A 14,653-nucleotide genomic window follows, 5' to 3' on the forward strand; every position below is an offset into this window, starting at 1 on the left:
ATTGGTTTACTAATTGTTGTTACTGTACCTCATAAACCTCAAATACGCTGTAAATTACACGAGTCAATATTATTCCTCATGGTCTTGAAGTGAACCAAGGCTTATGCAAAACTTGAGATCCTTCGCTTCTAGCCTACTTTTAAGGAATTGATCAATGGCGCGTCTAGCCCTGCTGAGTGTATCTAACAAAACTGGTTTAATTGACCTAGCCCGTAGCTTGGTTGAAGAATTCGACTTTGATTTAATCAGCAGTGGGGGAACAGCCCAAGCACTCAAAGATGCGGGACTCCCTGTCACCAAAGTTGCAGATTATACAGGCTCACCAGAAATTTTAGGTGGTCGAGTCAAAACCTTACATCCCCGGATTCATGGCGGAATTTTGGCGCGGCGAGATGTTCCCCAAGATATTACAGATTTAGAAAATAACCAAATTCGCCCGATTGATTTAGTGGTGGTGAATCTATATCCTTTTGAGGAAACGATCGCTAAACCAGGGGTGACATTAGCTGAAGCTGTTGAACAGATTGATATTGGTGGGCCAGCAATGCTACGGGCATCATCAAAAAACTTCGCCCATCTGGCTGTATTATGCGATCCAGCACAGTATGACGAGTATTTAGAGGAATTGCGCCAAAATAACGGTGTAGCATCCCTAGAGTTTCGGCAAAAGGCGGCATTAAAAGGATTTTCGCACACTGCTAGCTATGATCAAGCCATAGCGCAAGCGCTGACTTGTCAGTTCGCATCTTACCTCGCAGAAGCACAGCAGTACACCCTGAGCGGCACACAATTGCAATCTCTGCGTTACGGCGAGAATCCCCATCAACCCGCCACCTGGTATCAAACTGGTACTACTCCAACGGGTTGGACATCTGCGACAAAACTGCAAGGCAAAGAACTTAGTTACAATAACTTAGTTGATTTAGAAGCTGCACGCCGAATCATTGCTGAATTCACTGATACTCCAGCAGCAACGATTATCAAACATACAAATCCCTGTGGTACGGCACTGGGAAGCACTATTTCAGAAGCTTACCAAAAGGCTTTCAACGCTGATTCTGTTTCTGCTTTTGGTGGGATTGTCGCACTCAACCGTCCGATTGATGCAGCTACAGCTAGCGAGTTAACTAAAACATTTTTAGAGTGTGTGGTTGCACCAAATTGTGATGCGGAAGCTCAAGAAATTCTTGCCAAAAAATCTAACGTGCGGGTTTTGACTCTAGCAGATTTGAGCAGTGGTCCTAAGGATACAGTGAAAGTGATCGCAGGTGGTTTCCTTGTCCAAACTAGCGATGACGTGATTGCTGATACCAGTCAATGGCAAGTTGTGACTGAACGTCAACCGACACCCGACGAATTAGCCGAATTGCTGTTTGCGTGGAAAGTTTGCAAACACGTTAAATCGAATGCCATTGTTGTGACAAGCGATCGCACTACACTAGGAGTAGGTGCTGGTCAAATGAACCGCGTCGGCTCAGTTAAAATTGCCCTAGAACAAGCTCAAGAAAAAGCCAAAGGTGCAACTCTCGCCAGCGATGGATTCTTCCCCTTCGATGATTCTGTGAAAACAGCCGCAGCAGCAGGAATTACAGCCATTGTCCAACCAGGGGGAAGTTTGCGCGATAAAGATTCAATCAAAGCTGCTAACGAACTGGGTTTGGTAATGGTCTTAACTGGTGTACGTCACTTTTTACACTAAATTGTTGCTCATAATGTGTGCAGTTTATAAAGTGTCACACAATTTGCTTGCTTTTTGATTGAATTAATGATATGTTTTAGTCGTGTGTGAGGAGCAAGTTAAAAGTAAAAAGCGCCTGGGGTGGAAACACGGCAACACTCCCAAGCGCTTTTTAATTTATCAAAAATTTCACTCAATATACTTGCCATTTGATAGAGGTAGTGATAATCTTTATTTGTGTGTGAGGAGCAAGTTGAGAATAAAAAATGCCTGGGGTGGAAACACGGCAACACTCCCAGGCATTTTTAATTTATATATAGAAATTGGATTGTAGGTGCAGTTTTGAAAGTGTCACTCAATATACTCGCCTTTTGATAGAAGCAGTGATATTATCTAATTGTGTGAGGAGCAAGTTAAAAATAAAAAGCGTTTGGGGTGGAAACACGGCAACACTCCCAGGCGCTTTTTAATTGGTATGCAGAAAAAAGCCCTTGCAGATTCGCCAGAATTATTCAGATAATCACCTAAAGTCCAAAATCCAGTCAACCTCACCCCCAATCAGAAATCTAGGTGCAAATTAATCGGCTGACTCAACAAATTCAGTTCATCATCGAGATTGACCAATTGAAACAGGTGATGCGCCAAACCCTACTCACTAATGGGTCACGCCGAGAAAATAGTGCAGAACATTCTTGGCATTTAGCGGTGATGGCAAGTGTATTAGCAGAATATGCCCCGGAGGGTGTTGATATATTCCATGCCATCAAAATGCTGCTAATTCACGATTTGGTAGAAATTGATGCAGGTGATACCTTCTGCTACGATGTGCGGGGTAATGACAGCAAGGCAGAACGGGAAGCACAAGCAGCGTTACGCTTATTTGGACTTTTGCCAGCAGATCAAGCTAGGGAGTTGCGTTTACTCTGGGATGAGTTTGAAGCAGGGGAAACACCCACCGCCAAGTTTGCCGCAGCCCTAGACCGTATACAACCCTTGCTGCACAATCAGCAAAATGGGGGTGGGACTTGGCGCATTCATGGCATTAGACGCGACCAGGTGATGAAACGGGTAGCGGTAGTAGAAACAGGTGCGCCGGAACTGTGGCCGTTTGTTCTGCAATTGATTGATGATTGTGTGACAGTAGGGTATCTTAAAGATGATACTGCGCTAATTACTCAGGATTTTCGCGTTGAAAATTATTAGCTATTTCTCAAGTATATAGGTTCTAAAATCGTTTCTTTAACTGTCTTATCTACTCTTTCTAAACAATAAGCTTTGGGTTGCGGACGTGAACTCACAACTTTTTCCAATTGCTCTCCAACAAAATGGAGAGCAACCCCATCGTCTACAGCATATCCAGAGCTAATAAGTCCTTCTGATAAAAGTTGATGGTAAGCAGGTTTTCTTCTTGGCTCACCGTCATAGTGAGGACAGTTACTACCTTTTAGAAAGCCAAGACACTGTAATACAGTCATGTTCCCAGGAATAGAGTCCGTCACTCCCTCTTCAAACCAACAAATAGAGCCTGCACTTAAGCCAGAAAGAATAACGCCACTTTCCCAAGCTTCTCTCAAAATATGGTCAAGTCCCCACTCTTTCCAAAGAGCAATTAGGTTTTTAGTGTTTCCACCTCCTACATAAATAATGTCCTGCTCAAGAACAAAAGACCTAAAGTCAGATGTAAATGGGTTAAACAAGGACAAATGAGATGGCTGACATAGAAACTGCACAAAAGCTGAGTAGAATTTAACAATATATTTGTCAGAATCACCACTTGCTGTAGGAATAAAACAAATCTTCGGTCTTTTCTTTTTGCATAATCCCAAGATATATCGATCCAGTAGAGGGTTTTCAGGTTCCATTGAAAAGCCTCCACCGCCCATTGCAATGATTTGTTTAGGAACTGAATTTGTAATCATTTTTAAATCCTGTTCTATTTCTATCCCATCAAATAATCTGAGAACCAGCCTCCGAAATCGGTTTCGCCAAAATTTCCTCCCACTCAAATTGCGAGAGGGGTTTCAACTCTATTTGCATATCAAAACAATCGCTAGCTGTGGTAATTAAAGCTGCAATAATCTTTTCTACACTCAGACTTTGAGGCAGTTGTACAGTCGTAAAAGATTCTGCACCAAATACTTGAGTAAACAGTTCAGCATCGGGTTGCAAACGGATGGAACCATGTTGCAAAATTATCCCACCACGTCGCAGTTGAGCGCTACCAATGAGTTTGGCACCATCTGGCAAAACTAAATCTGCACTGGTAGCAGTACCAAAACAATTAGGGTTGTGGATGTAACTTCGCCCAGCCGTACCGTAATGTAATTCTACGCCGAGCGATTGCCACCCTTGAATCAAAAACTCACAAATTTTTTCGTACACCTGGAGGCGACTACCCGTAAGTCCAGATGTGACTACAGCGTAAGTTAAATCACCTTGGTGTAAAACAGCCCGTCCACCAGTAGGACGCCGCACTAAATCCAGTTTTTGCCCTTGCCAACTTAAATGTTGCCAATATTCAGGGTATTGGCGTTGATGATAACCGAGAGAAATTGCAGGTGGCGACCAGGTATAAAAGCGCAGAGTTGGCGGATGCTTTCCCGAATAGTGCTGTTCTAGCAACCATCGGTCAATCGCCATCTGCACATTGCCATCTGCCTCTAGCAAAGGAATTAGTCGCCAAACCTGATTAGTATGCATCCGATGTAGCAGTTGCCCAATCTAAAATCCAAGTTGCGTTGAAAGCATACCAAAGGTGCGATCTAAAATCCAAAATTCCTTAAGTTGCACCAAATTCAGATTGTAAAGCTTCATCGTTATTATCAGCGATCGTTGCCACAATGGTAATGAGTCGAGATACTTCGCCAGGAGATAATTCGGCTAAGGTGCGTGTTGATATCACAACCACCCGGTTTTCAATAATACCGAAACGCGCTTCAAAAGTACTAGAGCAGTTTAACTCCAAAAGATACCGCATCAACTTAGGTTCATCTTTGGCAGGTAAATTTAGTACCGTAGACCAAACCGTAATGGTGTCTTCATCGGTTGTCCCGTTGAGTTGGACAAATACTTCCACACTTCCATACTTAAACTTCCAGAGATAACCACCCTCTGGAGTGCGCTTAACCATCGCACTGTCATCTTGTTCCAAAGAATCGATGACATTCTCAATTACCTCCAGATGGTTAATGCTTGCCGTCTCGGCGATTAGCTCATTAATGGATTCGTTACTAGTTATGCTTTCTTGGTAGTTTGTCATAGAGATTTTTTCCTCAACATCCTTGCTGTCTTATCTACACATACTTTATAACTTGTGGACGCAGTTAGTTTGAGCTTCCTTTTGCACTACTTTCTAAAATTGAGATTAGAAATGGGTGCTGATTGGAATATGTTGACAGCTTATTATGGTCGGGAAGCGTTGAATGTAACCGAACACGCATGCCGTAGAGCATAACTCATGCGCTTTTTGGTGTCATGCTTACAACATTGCCAACCAACGTAACCGTTTCACCTGCGACTACAATCCCATCCCCATCATGACAGCCGTATACAACTCGTTGTTGGTGGTTGGCATACGCCTGCATACGGGTGTAATACTCTGGTGTATCCTGCACATGCGGCACAAACGCAAAGTCCACTAGACCTAATCCCTGGTAGGTAGTAAGCGGTGCATAGGGTGCATCACCACATAGCCGCGCCGAGGATACCTCCGGTGTCATCATAATTGCCCCAGCCGAAGTGCCAATTAACACGCCTTGATGGAGAGCATAGTGCTGAAGCCGCTCTATCAAACCACATTTCTGGAGCCAGTATAAGAAGTAATAGGTATTACCGCCAGATAAATGAATTGCATCACAGGCGAACAACGAATCGAGAAGGTCAGCTTTGTATGCCACATCGAGTTCAAGGTAGAGCGCGAGTTCGAGATCATACTGCTGATAGTACTGTTGTTTTACCGTAAAGTACTGGCGTTTTGGATCGCTTGATGAGGAAATATAGCCAATGCGTGCGCCAGTGGTGCCTAATAGTTGAAGCAGGTATTCATCCACCTGCTGATTTGCTGGGATAACTTGATCGCTGTAAAGCACCAATTGTCGCATAAGGCGATCGCCCAAACAATAATTTGATTATAGGTTTGCTCAATAGTACCATAGCCGCTCGTAGTTAGTTTTAGCCTCCTTTTGGTCTACTTTCCAAAAGCCTAAAGTGTAAGGGTGCGATCGCGATCGTGAAGTTGCGATCCAAAAGCCTATTTCCAGTGTATTTCAGGTAACTATGACACACCATTTTTATTTGTAGAGACAATTTCTGAATCATCTATAAGGATATACTTCATTTACCCAAGTTTCCACCACTTTTGCCCAATTGCATTCTAGAATAGCTGAAAACTAATCAAATCGCTTGGCGAAGTCATTAGTCATTAGTTATTAGTCATTAGTCCAAGCCAAGAGAAGCCACGCTCACTCTTTAACGTGATTTGAATTAGTCCGATATCATTAATTTTTTCGCCCACGCTCATCAGATGCACCGAGCATTTAGTAAGTTCGATAGACCGGAACACAGGAGTAAAGCTAGCTCATAAGAAACTAAGTCAAAATAACATTTATAAATCTATGCTGACAGGCAAACTCGCTGTTTAAACATCTGCATCAACCTTTTATATCTGATGATTTTGCTAAGGATTAGTGAGTTTTTAAAGTTTTGGTATTGTAATATTAAAAGACTAACTATTGAATTGCACTTTATCTGCTTTACAATAAACAAGCCTTAGCACAGAATAAATCGTAACTAATGTCAGACATAACTAATGTTTTAGCAATCGCAGCAGGTGCGGTTCCTGGGGCGTTATCTCGGTTTCATATTACAGAATGGACAAAAGCTAAATTGGGGACAAAATTTCCCTACGCAACATTTGCTATTAATTTGACTGGATGTTTAGCGATGGGTTTCTTTTTCACAATTTCCCAAGGAATTACAGGCTATCCCAAGGAATTGGATTTACTCATTAGAACTGGATTTTTAGGTTCTTACACCACATTTTCAACCTATGGCTTTGATACTCTAACCCTATGGCGTAGCAAACGAATCGTTGCCACAGCTTTTTATTGGGCTGGGAGTGCAGTTCTAGGTTTGGGAGCAGTGATTGTTGGAGTAGCGATCGCCAAGCTTTTTGTAAAGTAATAAAAATGGTTGAGATGTAGCTTACGAAAAACGATACACAATCAACTTTAGGTAAAAAGCAATGGGTTCTTTAAAAGGACGTTATTCCCTAGCTGTAGCGATCGGGGCGATTTTTGGAGCGTTGAGTCGTTTCTATTTAACTGAACTGGCAAAAGCTATTTTTGGAACAAATTTTGGCTTTTACGGCACATTCTTGATTAACGTGTCTGGCTGTTTATTGATTGCTTATATTTTGACTCTAGCAACCGAGAATATTCGCATCATCTCGCCGGAACTTCGCCTGATGACGACAACAGGCTTCTGTGGTGCATATACTACTTTTTCTACCTATGGTTTGGAATCAAGAGGTTTCTTAGATAAGGGAGATATCACGATGCTGTTAATTTATTGGGTTGGTAGTGCGATCATGGGAATGATTTGCATCCAAATCGGTATCTTATTGGCAAGAAGAAGCGTTTAAAGATTTTAAATTATAGCTAGCGCGATCGCACTCTGATTAAATGCGATCGCTACTGGGGACTATGAGTAGGTGTGTCATCGGGATTAAACAGCCCTAATAATTATCTGGATTTTCAAACTGGTCTTTTGCTGATTTTTTCACCTGGGAACTGGCACTTGATTAATTACCAACGCAATTACCGCATCCATTTGTAAACCATCCAGCATCGCTTCTGGTTTCAAAATGAGGCGATGACGTAGCAGTGGCGATGCAACTGCTTTAACATCATCTGGCGTTACAAAATCTCTTCCAGCTAACCACGCTAAGGCTTGAGATGTCTGCAACCAAGCACCGGCGGCGCGAGGCGATGCACCCAAAGTTAAATCAGGATATTGACGCGATGTTCTCACCAACGCCAACAAATAATCAACGATCGCTTCTGATACTTTAACTTCTTTAACTGCTTGTCGTGCTTGCAAAATGTCGGCTACTGTTGCGATTGGTTTCAAACGGCTAATATCCAAACGCCGTGCTGCAAAACCCGCCTGACGATTCAGTAACATTTGCTTTTCGGCAGCTTGATCTGGGTAATCTACCACCAGCTTAAATAAAAATCTGTCCAACTGCGCCTCTGGTAAGGGATAAGTCCCCTCAAATTCCAGGGGATTTTGGGTTGCAATCACCCAAAATAAATCTGGTAAGGGCAAACTTTCACCATCCAATGTTACCTGCATCTCTTCCATTGCTTCCAGCAGCGCCGCTTGTGTCTTGGGAGGAGTACGGTTGATTTCGTCTGCTAGCAGCACTTCGGTAAATATTGGCCCTTTTTTTAAAGTGAAATTGCGGCTATTCAAGTCAAAAATATTTGTACCAGTAATATCTGAAGGTAAAACATCTGGTGTTAGTTGAATCCGGCGAAACTCTCCTTGGATTAATTGTGCTAACACCTTTACTAGCAGAGTTTTACCAGTCCCCGGTACTCCTTCTAAAATTACGTGTCCACCCGCTAGCAGTGCTACTAAGAGTTGTTGTATTAGGCTTGATTGTCCGACAATTACTTGATTAAGACCTTGACCGAGGCGAATTAAGATAGGATGGGTTTCGCTCATATTTTTTATTGATAAATAACTAACGCAGAAATATTATGCATAATTAAAAAAATTAATTATGAATTATAAATTATGAATTCCCCTAATGTTTCGCCATTTCCCCAACCAGCTTAACAGTTCTCGTTCACTGATGGGTTGTTTGCGAGATTGTAGCTTTAAAACTGCATCTAGTTCTGCTGCACTTGCGCCTGTTTTTTCTATCCAGAAATTGATCAAGCCTTCACGTTCTAAAGGTATTTGCCCTAATCCCAAGGCTTTTTGGAGTTGTAGTTGTTCTTGTTTACCTACCATCTCTACAACAAAGTCGGTGGTATCAGCTTTCTGCAAGACTCCCGCTAAAGCTTGGATATATGCTTCGCTGTTATCTACAACTGGTGTATCTAAAGCTACTGGCTTGCCAAAGCGGCGATTCTGTGCCCAAATTAACACTAATAGCAGGATACTTACTTGTACCAATATTGGAAATACAGGAGTTTTAGCAAAAAAGCTAGATAAATCTGCTTCGCTTTCTTTGTTTCTGACATCGGCATCTTTATAGCCGTGGATGTATTCATCGATAAATACTGTGTTACCTTTTTGATGAACCAAATTGGCTAAATACTTGAAATTACTTAAATAATCTTGGTAGGCGTTGGCGGCTAAATAAGGAGTGGTAGAAAAAATCACCTTTCCTTTTTTGTAATTTTGTTCCCAGACAATAGCACCAAAGCGATCGCCTAAATCAACTTGCTTAGAGTTAGCTTTTTTATACCGCCTACGCGTATCAATTTTAATATTGCCTTGGGGTGATTTTTGCATAGTGCTAAACTGCGCTTCTGTAACCCGCGCCCCCGCACCCAAAATTACCAAAGTATTCCCTTTTTCTACCCATTCGCGCTTTTGACTATCCAGTGTCGTCTCCCTTGGATCGCTGCTTACCTGTAGGAAGGTAACAGGGTTGTTATCTGGCTGAATGTCACTAAAAGGCTTTTGCCAGCGTTTGATAGAAATTCCCTGCTGTTGCATAAAAGCATACCAAGCGCCATAGCCATCAGAGGCGCGGTTATAAGTAGAGCCAGTGTTAATTTTAGTATTATTTGGAGCCGCAAAAAGACTAAGTAAAACGAGCGCAGCGAGTGCGATCGCGGACATCCAAGCAAGGCGATTTGAACGTTTCATTTTTGATCGCTATAATCACTTCGTTTCTGGATCAGTAGTGTTAATACTTACTTATTTTTTAGGGAAAGTCAAAAATATGATTAATTTTCTTAAATTCTGCATTAAAACACTTGTGGTAATAAACCATACAAATTATTTTAATTATGCACATTACAATCCTAACGATTGGTGCATGGCTACGTTCGGTCTTAGCTGGTGTTGGCGGTAGGCTTGCACGCTGGATCAAAGTATACGCGATCGCGCTACTGCACTTAAAGAAAAAATCCGCTTAGAAAATGGTGTTGCAACAGCAGTGCAAATTATTGAATTGGAAGCCCTAAAAAACCCCACCCTTGAGTAGGGCGGGGTTAGTACATTGACTAAGGCTATTTAACCGTAGATAATATCACTCAAATTGTACAAGTGATCGCCCCGATACAATAATAAAACCGACAGAATCAAGCCTAATCTGGGGCTGACGAATTCCTTCTAGAATGGCTGCATTTAAAGCAGTTTCTATCTTCAATTCTTCAGCTAATGCATTATCCCAACTTTGCTGGTTCAGACGCAGCCGTAATTGTTCGACTCTATTGGCTAATTTCTTTTCGGCGACCTTAGCACAACTTTGGCATAAGTCAATAAAATCGGGACGATTTGAGAGTAATTCCGAAGAAGTGTTACGCACTTGATAACAGAAATTTTGCCATTTACTAGGGTCAACAAAATCGTCAATAATTCCTAAGCGCTCTTTTGCCAGATTATAATCTCGTCCTTGATTGTTGTTTTTATCTTTATATGGACGTTGCAAGATACTTAAAAGAGCTTTATCTTCAACAACGCGTATTGGCTCCTTGCGACCATCAACATAGATAGTTTCTATAATTGGAGGAAATAGAGCATCGACACGTCGCTGCAAGTTTTTGAATTGAGAATTATCTAGTTTGTTATCTAGTAAAACTTGTTTGGCAATTTTTAAATTTGCCTCGACTACATAATTGCATTGGAAACCGAACCACTCCTTCCCTTCTTTAGAGTCCCAAGATGCATCAGTGCGCCACATCGCAAAGGCTTCACCTCGGTCATCCCAATTTATATAGTTCCAAAGTGCTTCAATAAATCCTTCCCCAACCCGAAAGAGTTTAATACTAGCATTCTGGTTTGCTACCCTGCGATTATAAGTACCAAATTGGTCTAGGGAACTATCTGCAAAACGGTTTTTTAACTCATTTATGGGAACTAATGTCCGCGTTGTCGGTTGATAACGTCGCATCTCTGACGAATCTGGGTTATTGAGTCCTCTGAATCCCAGTGCGTCACAAATCCAACCTTCAATTGCTCGTTTAATTTCTAAATGACAAGCATCGTAATTATCTAGCTCTTGAAAATACTCAGTGGCAATTTCATCGTTAGCATCAATTTCATCTAGAGCATTCTGTTCGCTAATTTTTGCTATTTCAGCTTCAATTTGCTCTTGAATTGGCGAAATCATCTCTAACAATCCAGCAGCACTTGATTGAAACAAAACTGTTTCTAATTCTGCAAGTTTCTCATCCACATAAAACTGGAGACTGGCAATTGATTGTTGGAATATACCAAACCCATCTTTCAATACTTTATACCAAGCATTGTGAGGACTATCTTCCAAGTAGGGGCCAATTAAGGCACTAGATTGGATGCCAATTTTGCTGCCAATGCGGTCAAGTCTGCCAATTCTCTGTTCTAATTGATTAGGCGACCAAGGAAGGTCAAAATGAATTAACCAATCGGCAAACTGGAGATTACGCCCTTCTTCTCCAGAGCGATCGCATACTAAAATAAAACAGTTTGGGTTATTCTTGAACCTATTTAAGCCTTCCTCAACCTTGTCTGGTGATTCTCCAAATTGATGGCTGGCCACTGTCTCTGCACCAAAGGTATCAGATAAATACCGGACAATTTCGCCGCAAGTTTGCACAAAACTAGTAAATACGATAAATTTGGGCAGAATATCACCAGTAATTGGTCTCTTGATTCTCTGCTGTATTCTCGTGATGAATTCTTTTTGATTCTTCCGAACATTTGCGGGAATTTTAAAGTATGTACCTAGCTGATTCAGCAGTACTGTTTTCAAATTTTCCGTCCGTTGTCCGTCCTCTTGAGGTTGACGAATAATTTTTAGCAAGGATTGCAGAATCTCTTCTTCGCCTGAGAATTTGGGAGTTGTAGTTAATAGGCGAAGATCATCTTCTTTAAACTCCTGGATGAGTTTAGCGTGAGGCTTACCAGTTAACCGGGCAGTAATTACCTGCTCTAAAATGCCTAACCAAGTACCAGCAGCTAGGAACAACAACAGAAAAATTCGCTGATATTGCTTTTCACCAGGAGCAACACTACGCCATTGATTGAGCAGTTCGTGGATATCAAGCGATCGCTCGTCTAAATCATACTCTTCTTTCGGCGTAAAATTGCGGTCAAAGATCACATCTTCCACCGCAGCGCGACGGTTGCGAAGCATTCGGCGGTGTAGTCGATAGATATCGCTGACGTGGACGCGAATCGCTTGGACGATTTGCTCTTGTTCAGTAGAATTTGCTTGTGAATTTTCTAAATCATCCGCCAGCTTCAGTAAATACTCATCCTCAGCAAAAAGGTTTCGCAGTTGCTGCAAGTTGCTTTTGAGAACAACAGGCTCCGCATCTTCTTTAAAAGAAAGCAGAACTTTACCAACTTGCTGACGGCTTTCAACTTTGGCACGAAAACCTGCTAAATCTCCAATTTTATAGGTTGTTGGGTCGAGCAAGTGCAACATTGCCAGAAAATCCTGCTCATGGTTGAGAACAGGAGTGGCGGATAATAAAAGTAAGCGGTCGCTTTTATGAGCAAGTTCTTTGCAAGTCTGAAAACGCTGGCGTACTGTTGCATCCTTAGAGATTGCCATTGCTGCGATATGATGGGCTTCATCTAAAATTAAGCAGCCTATCTTCGCTTTCAGGTTGATTTTATGGATATCTTCAACCGCCAGCACCGCCACCCGTTTGCCAAAATGGGAAATGTAAAACTTGTTTTCTAACTCAGTCTGCCATTGTTTGAGCAAATATTGCGGAACTATCACCACCGCACCTTTTTTCGGTTCATCCAGAAGGAATTGACGCAGAATCGCCCCCGCTTCGATGGTTTTTCCGAGTCCCACCTCGTCTGCTAGCAAGTAGCGTTGAATTGGGTCTTCCAGTACCCGCCGTACAACTTCAACTTGGTGAGGATAAAGATTAATATTTGCCGAAATCAGTCCCGTCATCCCGCGACTAACAGCGCGTTGCTTAATCAAGGATTTGACGAAAGCCAATCTTTTATCGTGGAAGTAGGGCGTTTCGTGACCCTTCATCGCCAGAGTTTCGATGGGGTCTGTGTTTGGTAGATTACAACGAACGTAAATGTCTTCTTCAGTAGCGATCGCAGTTTTCTTATCTGGTAAATCAATTTGATACATTTCTGTATCTTCATCCCAGATGAAAACTCTGCCAACTATCCATTTATCCTGCGTTTGGGACTTAATATAGCATCGAGCCTGGGGTTCAAGCCTGACCTGAGAGAGCGAATTTAAAGGTAAAGTTTTTTGCAGACGTTGCCCTATGGAGCAGAAATACTCAACGTTTGCATTGGTATCAGATATTTCAGTAACTTTTCCTATACCCAAATAGTTATTCTGGGACTGTACTAATAAACCGAGCTTAATCATAGATCCAGTCCCCTGAACACACTAAAAGAACCTTCCAGACTAGTTTGTTCACCTATATCTGGCAGTTTTGTCGATCAACATTATAGATAATAAACTGGCATTACAGCTTTTTGGTATAGCGATGTCTACGATGGGCTATGACGCTCGAACGCAAGAGCGTGCCTTCGGCAAGACTCGCTCTAAGCGTTGGCGCAGCCTCTCGTAGAGAAGCCATGCCGTTGGCATTCGCGTAGCGTGTCGCAGACAAGCCTCTCGAAGAGAAGGCTTTACGCTTCTCTACGAGACGCTACGCGTAGCAAGATCCCCGTAGGGGTACGCTATCGGCGTCGCTCCAGCATCGGCAACTAGTAAAATCAGCCCAAAGGTTAATGTGCGTTGTGATGTACTAGTTTTTAAAGGCATCGGGACGCATTAATATTGCAAGGTATTGCCAAATTTAATTCACTACGAATTAATGAAATACTGTATTTAGCTGATTATGTGGTGCAACAGATTCACGCTTTCCCTTGATAACACCACGATACAATTAAGATCATGTACCTTTATTTACTATGAAGAAAATCAGAGACAACACAATTAAGTTAAATCAATATTTAAAGTTGATGGGTATAGTGCCAAGTGGAGGACAGGCCAAGCTGATGATTCAAGGTGGCGATGTCCAAGTCAACGGTATGCTAGAAACCCGACGAGGGCGGCGATTAGTGCCAGGTGATAAAGTGACAATAGAAGGAAAGACTTTAGAGGTGAATTTGGATAACAATGAAGACCAAGACGTAGTAATAGATTCTACCGAACAAACCGAGTAAAGGATTTTTATCCTAAATTTACAAGTTCCTATTTTCCCTTGTGAGTAATGCTACAAATTTCCAACAAAGTTATTATCCCACAGAGTGAGATTGAAATTAGTGCAATTCGTTCGCAAGGAGCGGGAGGCCAAAATGTAAATAAGGTTTCCACGGCGATTCATTTGCGCTTTGATATTGCGGCTTCATCATTACCCAATTATTATAAAGAACAGCTTTTAAAGCTGAACGATCAACGCATCACCCAGGACGGAGTTGTTGTAATCAAAGCGCAGGAACACCGAAGCCAAGAGAACAATCGAGAGTCAGCTTTGAAACGACTTCAAGAACTTATTCAAAGCGCAGTTGTAGTGACGATAAAACGCAAACCCACGAAACCAAGTCGCAGTTCTCAAAGAAAGCGCCTTGACTACAAAACTAAGCGCGGACAGGTTAAGTCTAACAGAGCGGAAGTGACAGATTATTGATTTATAAACTTAGACTTTGGCGCTCAATTTTATTGCAAAATCTTACTAAAGAACTAAGACTAATTCCTTCGGGAGCAACGCGATTTGGTGAGGTAGGATCAAAAACCAGCGATCGCTAAAAATG

The 14,653-nt window shown here is 42.0% G+C and carries 14 protein-coding genes; 7 read left to right on the top strand and 7 right to left on the bottom strand.

What is annotated here, in order from left to right; all coding sequences use genetic code 11:
• The first annotated feature begins 154 nt into the window (after positions 1-154).
• Together purH and ACFE90_RS27575 are read left to right on the top strand one after the other, a co-directional pair.
• Entirely contained in the window at positions 155-1,699 is a 1,545-nt protein-coding gene (gene purH / locus ACFE90_RS27570; RefSeq protein ID WP_375505591.1) for a bifunctional phosphoribosylaminoimidazolecarboxamide formyltransferase/IMP cyclohydrolase, read from the top strand.
• Between the two features lie 549 nt (positions 1,700-2,248).
• Positions 2,249-2,881, top strand: a complete 633-nt coding sequence (locus ACFE90_RS27575) for an HD family hydrolase (protein WP_375505592.1) — start codon at positions 2,249-2,251, stop codon at positions 2,879-2,881.
• On the opposite strand, the gene ACFE90_RS27580 is transcribed toward ACFE90_RS27575, so the two are convergent.
• The 4 genes from ACFE90_RS27580 to ACFE90_RS27595 form a co-directional block, all read right to left on the bottom strand.
• Positions 2,878-3,597 carry a Type 1 glutamine amidotransferase-like domain-containing protein gene (locus ACFE90_RS27580; protein WP_375505593.1) on the bottom strand — a complete coding sequence of 240 codons (720 nt, stop codon included), beginning with the start codon at positions 3,595-3,597 and terminating at the stop codon, positions 2,878-2,880. The genes ACFE90_RS27575 and ACFE90_RS27580 overlap by 4 nt on opposite strands.
• Before the next feature lie 28 nt (positions 3,598-3,625).
• Entirely contained in the window at positions 3,626-4,378 is a 753-nt protein-coding gene (locus ACFE90_RS27585) for a biotin/lipoate A/B protein ligase family protein (RefSeq protein WP_375505594.1), read from the bottom strand.
• Between the two features lie 79 nt (positions 4,379-4,457).
• The gene (locus ACFE90_RS27590; protein ID WP_375505595.1) at positions 4,458-4,937 is read right to left on the bottom strand and encodes a YbjN domain-containing protein; all 480 of its coding nucleotides are present in this window, start codon (positions 4,935-4,937) and stop codon (positions 4,458-4,460) included.
• A 196-nt stretch (positions 4,938-5,133) separates the two neighbouring features.
• Positions 5,134-5,778 carry a Type 1 glutamine amidotransferase-like domain-containing protein gene (locus ACFE90_RS27595; protein WP_375505596.1) on the bottom strand — a complete coding sequence of 215 codons (645 nt, stop codon included), beginning with the start codon at positions 5,776-5,778 and terminating at the stop codon, positions 5,134-5,136.
• A 691-nt stretch (positions 5,779-6,469) separates the two neighbouring features.
• Between ACFE90_RS27595 and crcB (ACFE90_RS27600) the strand changes: the two genes are divergently transcribed.
• Both crcB (ACFE90_RS27600) and crcB (ACFE90_RS27605) read left to right on the top strand, forming a co-directional pair.
• Positions 6,470-6,859, top strand: coding sequence for a fluoride efflux transporter CrcB (crcB, locus tag ACFE90_RS27600; protein ID WP_375505597.1), 390 nt, complete (start codon positions 6,470-6,472; stop codon positions 6,857-6,859).
• Between the two features lie 61 nt (positions 6,860-6,920).
• Entirely contained in the window at positions 6,921-7,319 is a 399-nt protein-coding gene (gene crcB, locus ACFE90_RS27605) for a fluoride efflux transporter CrcB (RefSeq protein ID WP_375505598.1), read from the top strand.
• 137 nt (positions 7,320-7,456) lie between these two features.
• Here crcB (ACFE90_RS27605) and ACFE90_RS27610 read toward each other — a convergent pair whose 3' ends face one another.
• Both ACFE90_RS27610 and ACFE90_RS27615 read right to left on the bottom strand, forming a co-directional pair.
• Positions 7,457-8,407 carry an AAA family ATPase gene (locus ACFE90_RS27610; RefSeq protein WP_375505599.1) on the bottom strand — a complete coding sequence of 317 codons (951 nt, stop codon included), beginning with the start codon at positions 8,405-8,407 and terminating at the stop codon, positions 7,457-7,459.
• A 63-nt stretch (positions 8,408-8,470) separates the two neighbouring features.
• Positions 8,471-9,565 (bottom strand): DUF4350 domain-containing protein, encoded by a 1,095-nt coding sequence (locus tag ACFE90_RS27615; protein ID WP_375505600.1) that lies wholly within the window; start codon positions 9,563-9,565, stop codon positions 8,471-8,473.
• Positions 9,566-9,708: 143 nt separating this feature from the next.
• Between ACFE90_RS27615 and ACFE90_RS27620 the strand changes: the two genes are divergently transcribed.
• The gene (locus tag ACFE90_RS27620) at positions 9,709-9,837 is read left to right on the top strand and encodes a hypothetical protein (RefSeq protein WP_375505601.1); all 129 of its coding nucleotides are present in this window, start codon (positions 9,709-9,711) and stop codon (positions 9,835-9,837) included.
• A 113-nt stretch (positions 9,838-9,950) separates the two neighbouring features.
• Here the strand turns inward: ACFE90_RS27620 and dpdE are convergent, their stop codons facing one another.
• Positions 9,951-13,259: a protein DpdE gene (dpdE, locus tag ACFE90_RS27625; protein ID WP_375505602.1), complete on the bottom strand. Its 3,309-nt coding sequence runs from the start codon at positions 13,257-13,259 to the stop codon at positions 9,951-9,953.
• Between the two features lie 551 nt (positions 13,260-13,810).
• Between dpdE and ACFE90_RS27630 the strand changes: the two genes are divergently transcribed.
• Together ACFE90_RS27630 and arfB are read left to right on the top strand one after the other, a co-directional pair.
• The gene (locus ACFE90_RS27630) at positions 13,811-14,065 is read left to right on the top strand and encodes an RNA-binding S4 domain-containing protein (RefSeq protein ID WP_375505603.1); all 255 of its coding nucleotides are present in this window, start codon (positions 13,811-13,813) and stop codon (positions 14,063-14,065) included.
• Positions 14,066-14,112: 47 nt separating this feature from the next.
• The gene (gene arfB / locus ACFE90_RS27635; RefSeq protein ID WP_375505604.1) at positions 14,113-14,529 is read left to right on the top strand and encodes an alternative ribosome rescue aminoacyl-tRNA hydrolase ArfB; all 417 of its coding nucleotides are present in this window, start codon (positions 14,113-14,115) and stop codon (positions 14,527-14,529) included.
• Positions 14,530-14,653 lie beyond the last annotated feature (124 nt).

This window comes from uncultured Nostoc sp. (genome assembly GCF_964245445.1).
Lineage (GTDB): Bacteria > Cyanobacteriota > Cyanobacteriia > Cyanobacteriales > Nostocaceae > Nostoc.

Excerpts from the sequence above, each read along its gene's own strand:
- arfB (WP_375505604.1), top strand. The coding sequence starts at position 14,113 with ATGCTACAAATTTCCAACAAAGTTATTATCCCACAGAGTGAGATTGAA.
- ACFE90_RS27595 (WP_375505596.1), bottom strand. The coding sequence starts at position 5,778 with ATGCGACAATTGGTGCTTTACAGCGATCAAGTTATCCCAGCAAATCAG.
- ACFE90_RS27585 (WP_375505594.1), bottom strand. The coding sequence starts at position 4,378 with ATGCATACTAATCAGGTTTGGCGACTAATTCCTTTGCTAGAGGCAGAT.
- ACFE90_RS27615 (WP_375505600.1), bottom strand. The coding sequence starts at position 9,565 with ATGAAACGTTCAAATCGCCTTGCTTGGATGTCCGCGATCGCACTCGCT.
- crcB (WP_375505598.1), top strand. The coding sequence starts at position 6,921 with ATGGGTTCTTTAAAAGGACGTTATTCCCTAGCTGTAGCGATCGGGGCG.
- crcB (WP_375505597.1), top strand. The coding sequence starts at position 6,470 with ATGTCAGACATAACTAATGTTTTAGCAATCGCAGCAGGTGCGGTTCCT.
- dpdE (WP_375505602.1), bottom strand. The coding sequence starts at position 13,259 with ATGATTAAGCTCGGTTTATTAGTACAGTCCCAGAATAACTATTTGGGT.
- ACFE90_RS27590 (WP_375505595.1), bottom strand. The coding sequence starts at position 4,937 with ATGACAAACTACCAAGAAAGCATAACTAGTAACGAATCCATTAATGAG.
- ACFE90_RS27630 (WP_375505603.1), top strand. The coding sequence starts at position 13,811 with ATGAAGAAAATCAGAGACAACACAATTAAGTTAAATCAATATTTAAAG.
- ACFE90_RS27620 (WP_375505601.1), top strand. The coding sequence starts at position 9,709 with ATGCACATTACAATCCTAACGATTGGTGCATGGCTACGTTCGGTCTTA.
- ACFE90_RS27610 (WP_375505599.1), bottom strand. The coding sequence starts at position 8,407 with ATGAGCGAAACCCATCCTATCTTAATTCGCCTCGGTCAAGGTCTTAAT.
- purH (WP_375505591.1), top strand. The coding sequence starts at position 155 with ATGGCGCGTCTAGCCCTGCTGAGTGTATCTAACAAAACTGGTTTAATT.
- ACFE90_RS27580 (WP_375505593.1), bottom strand. The coding sequence starts at position 3,597 with ATGATTACAAATTCAGTTCCTAAACAAATCATTGCAATGGGCGGTGGA.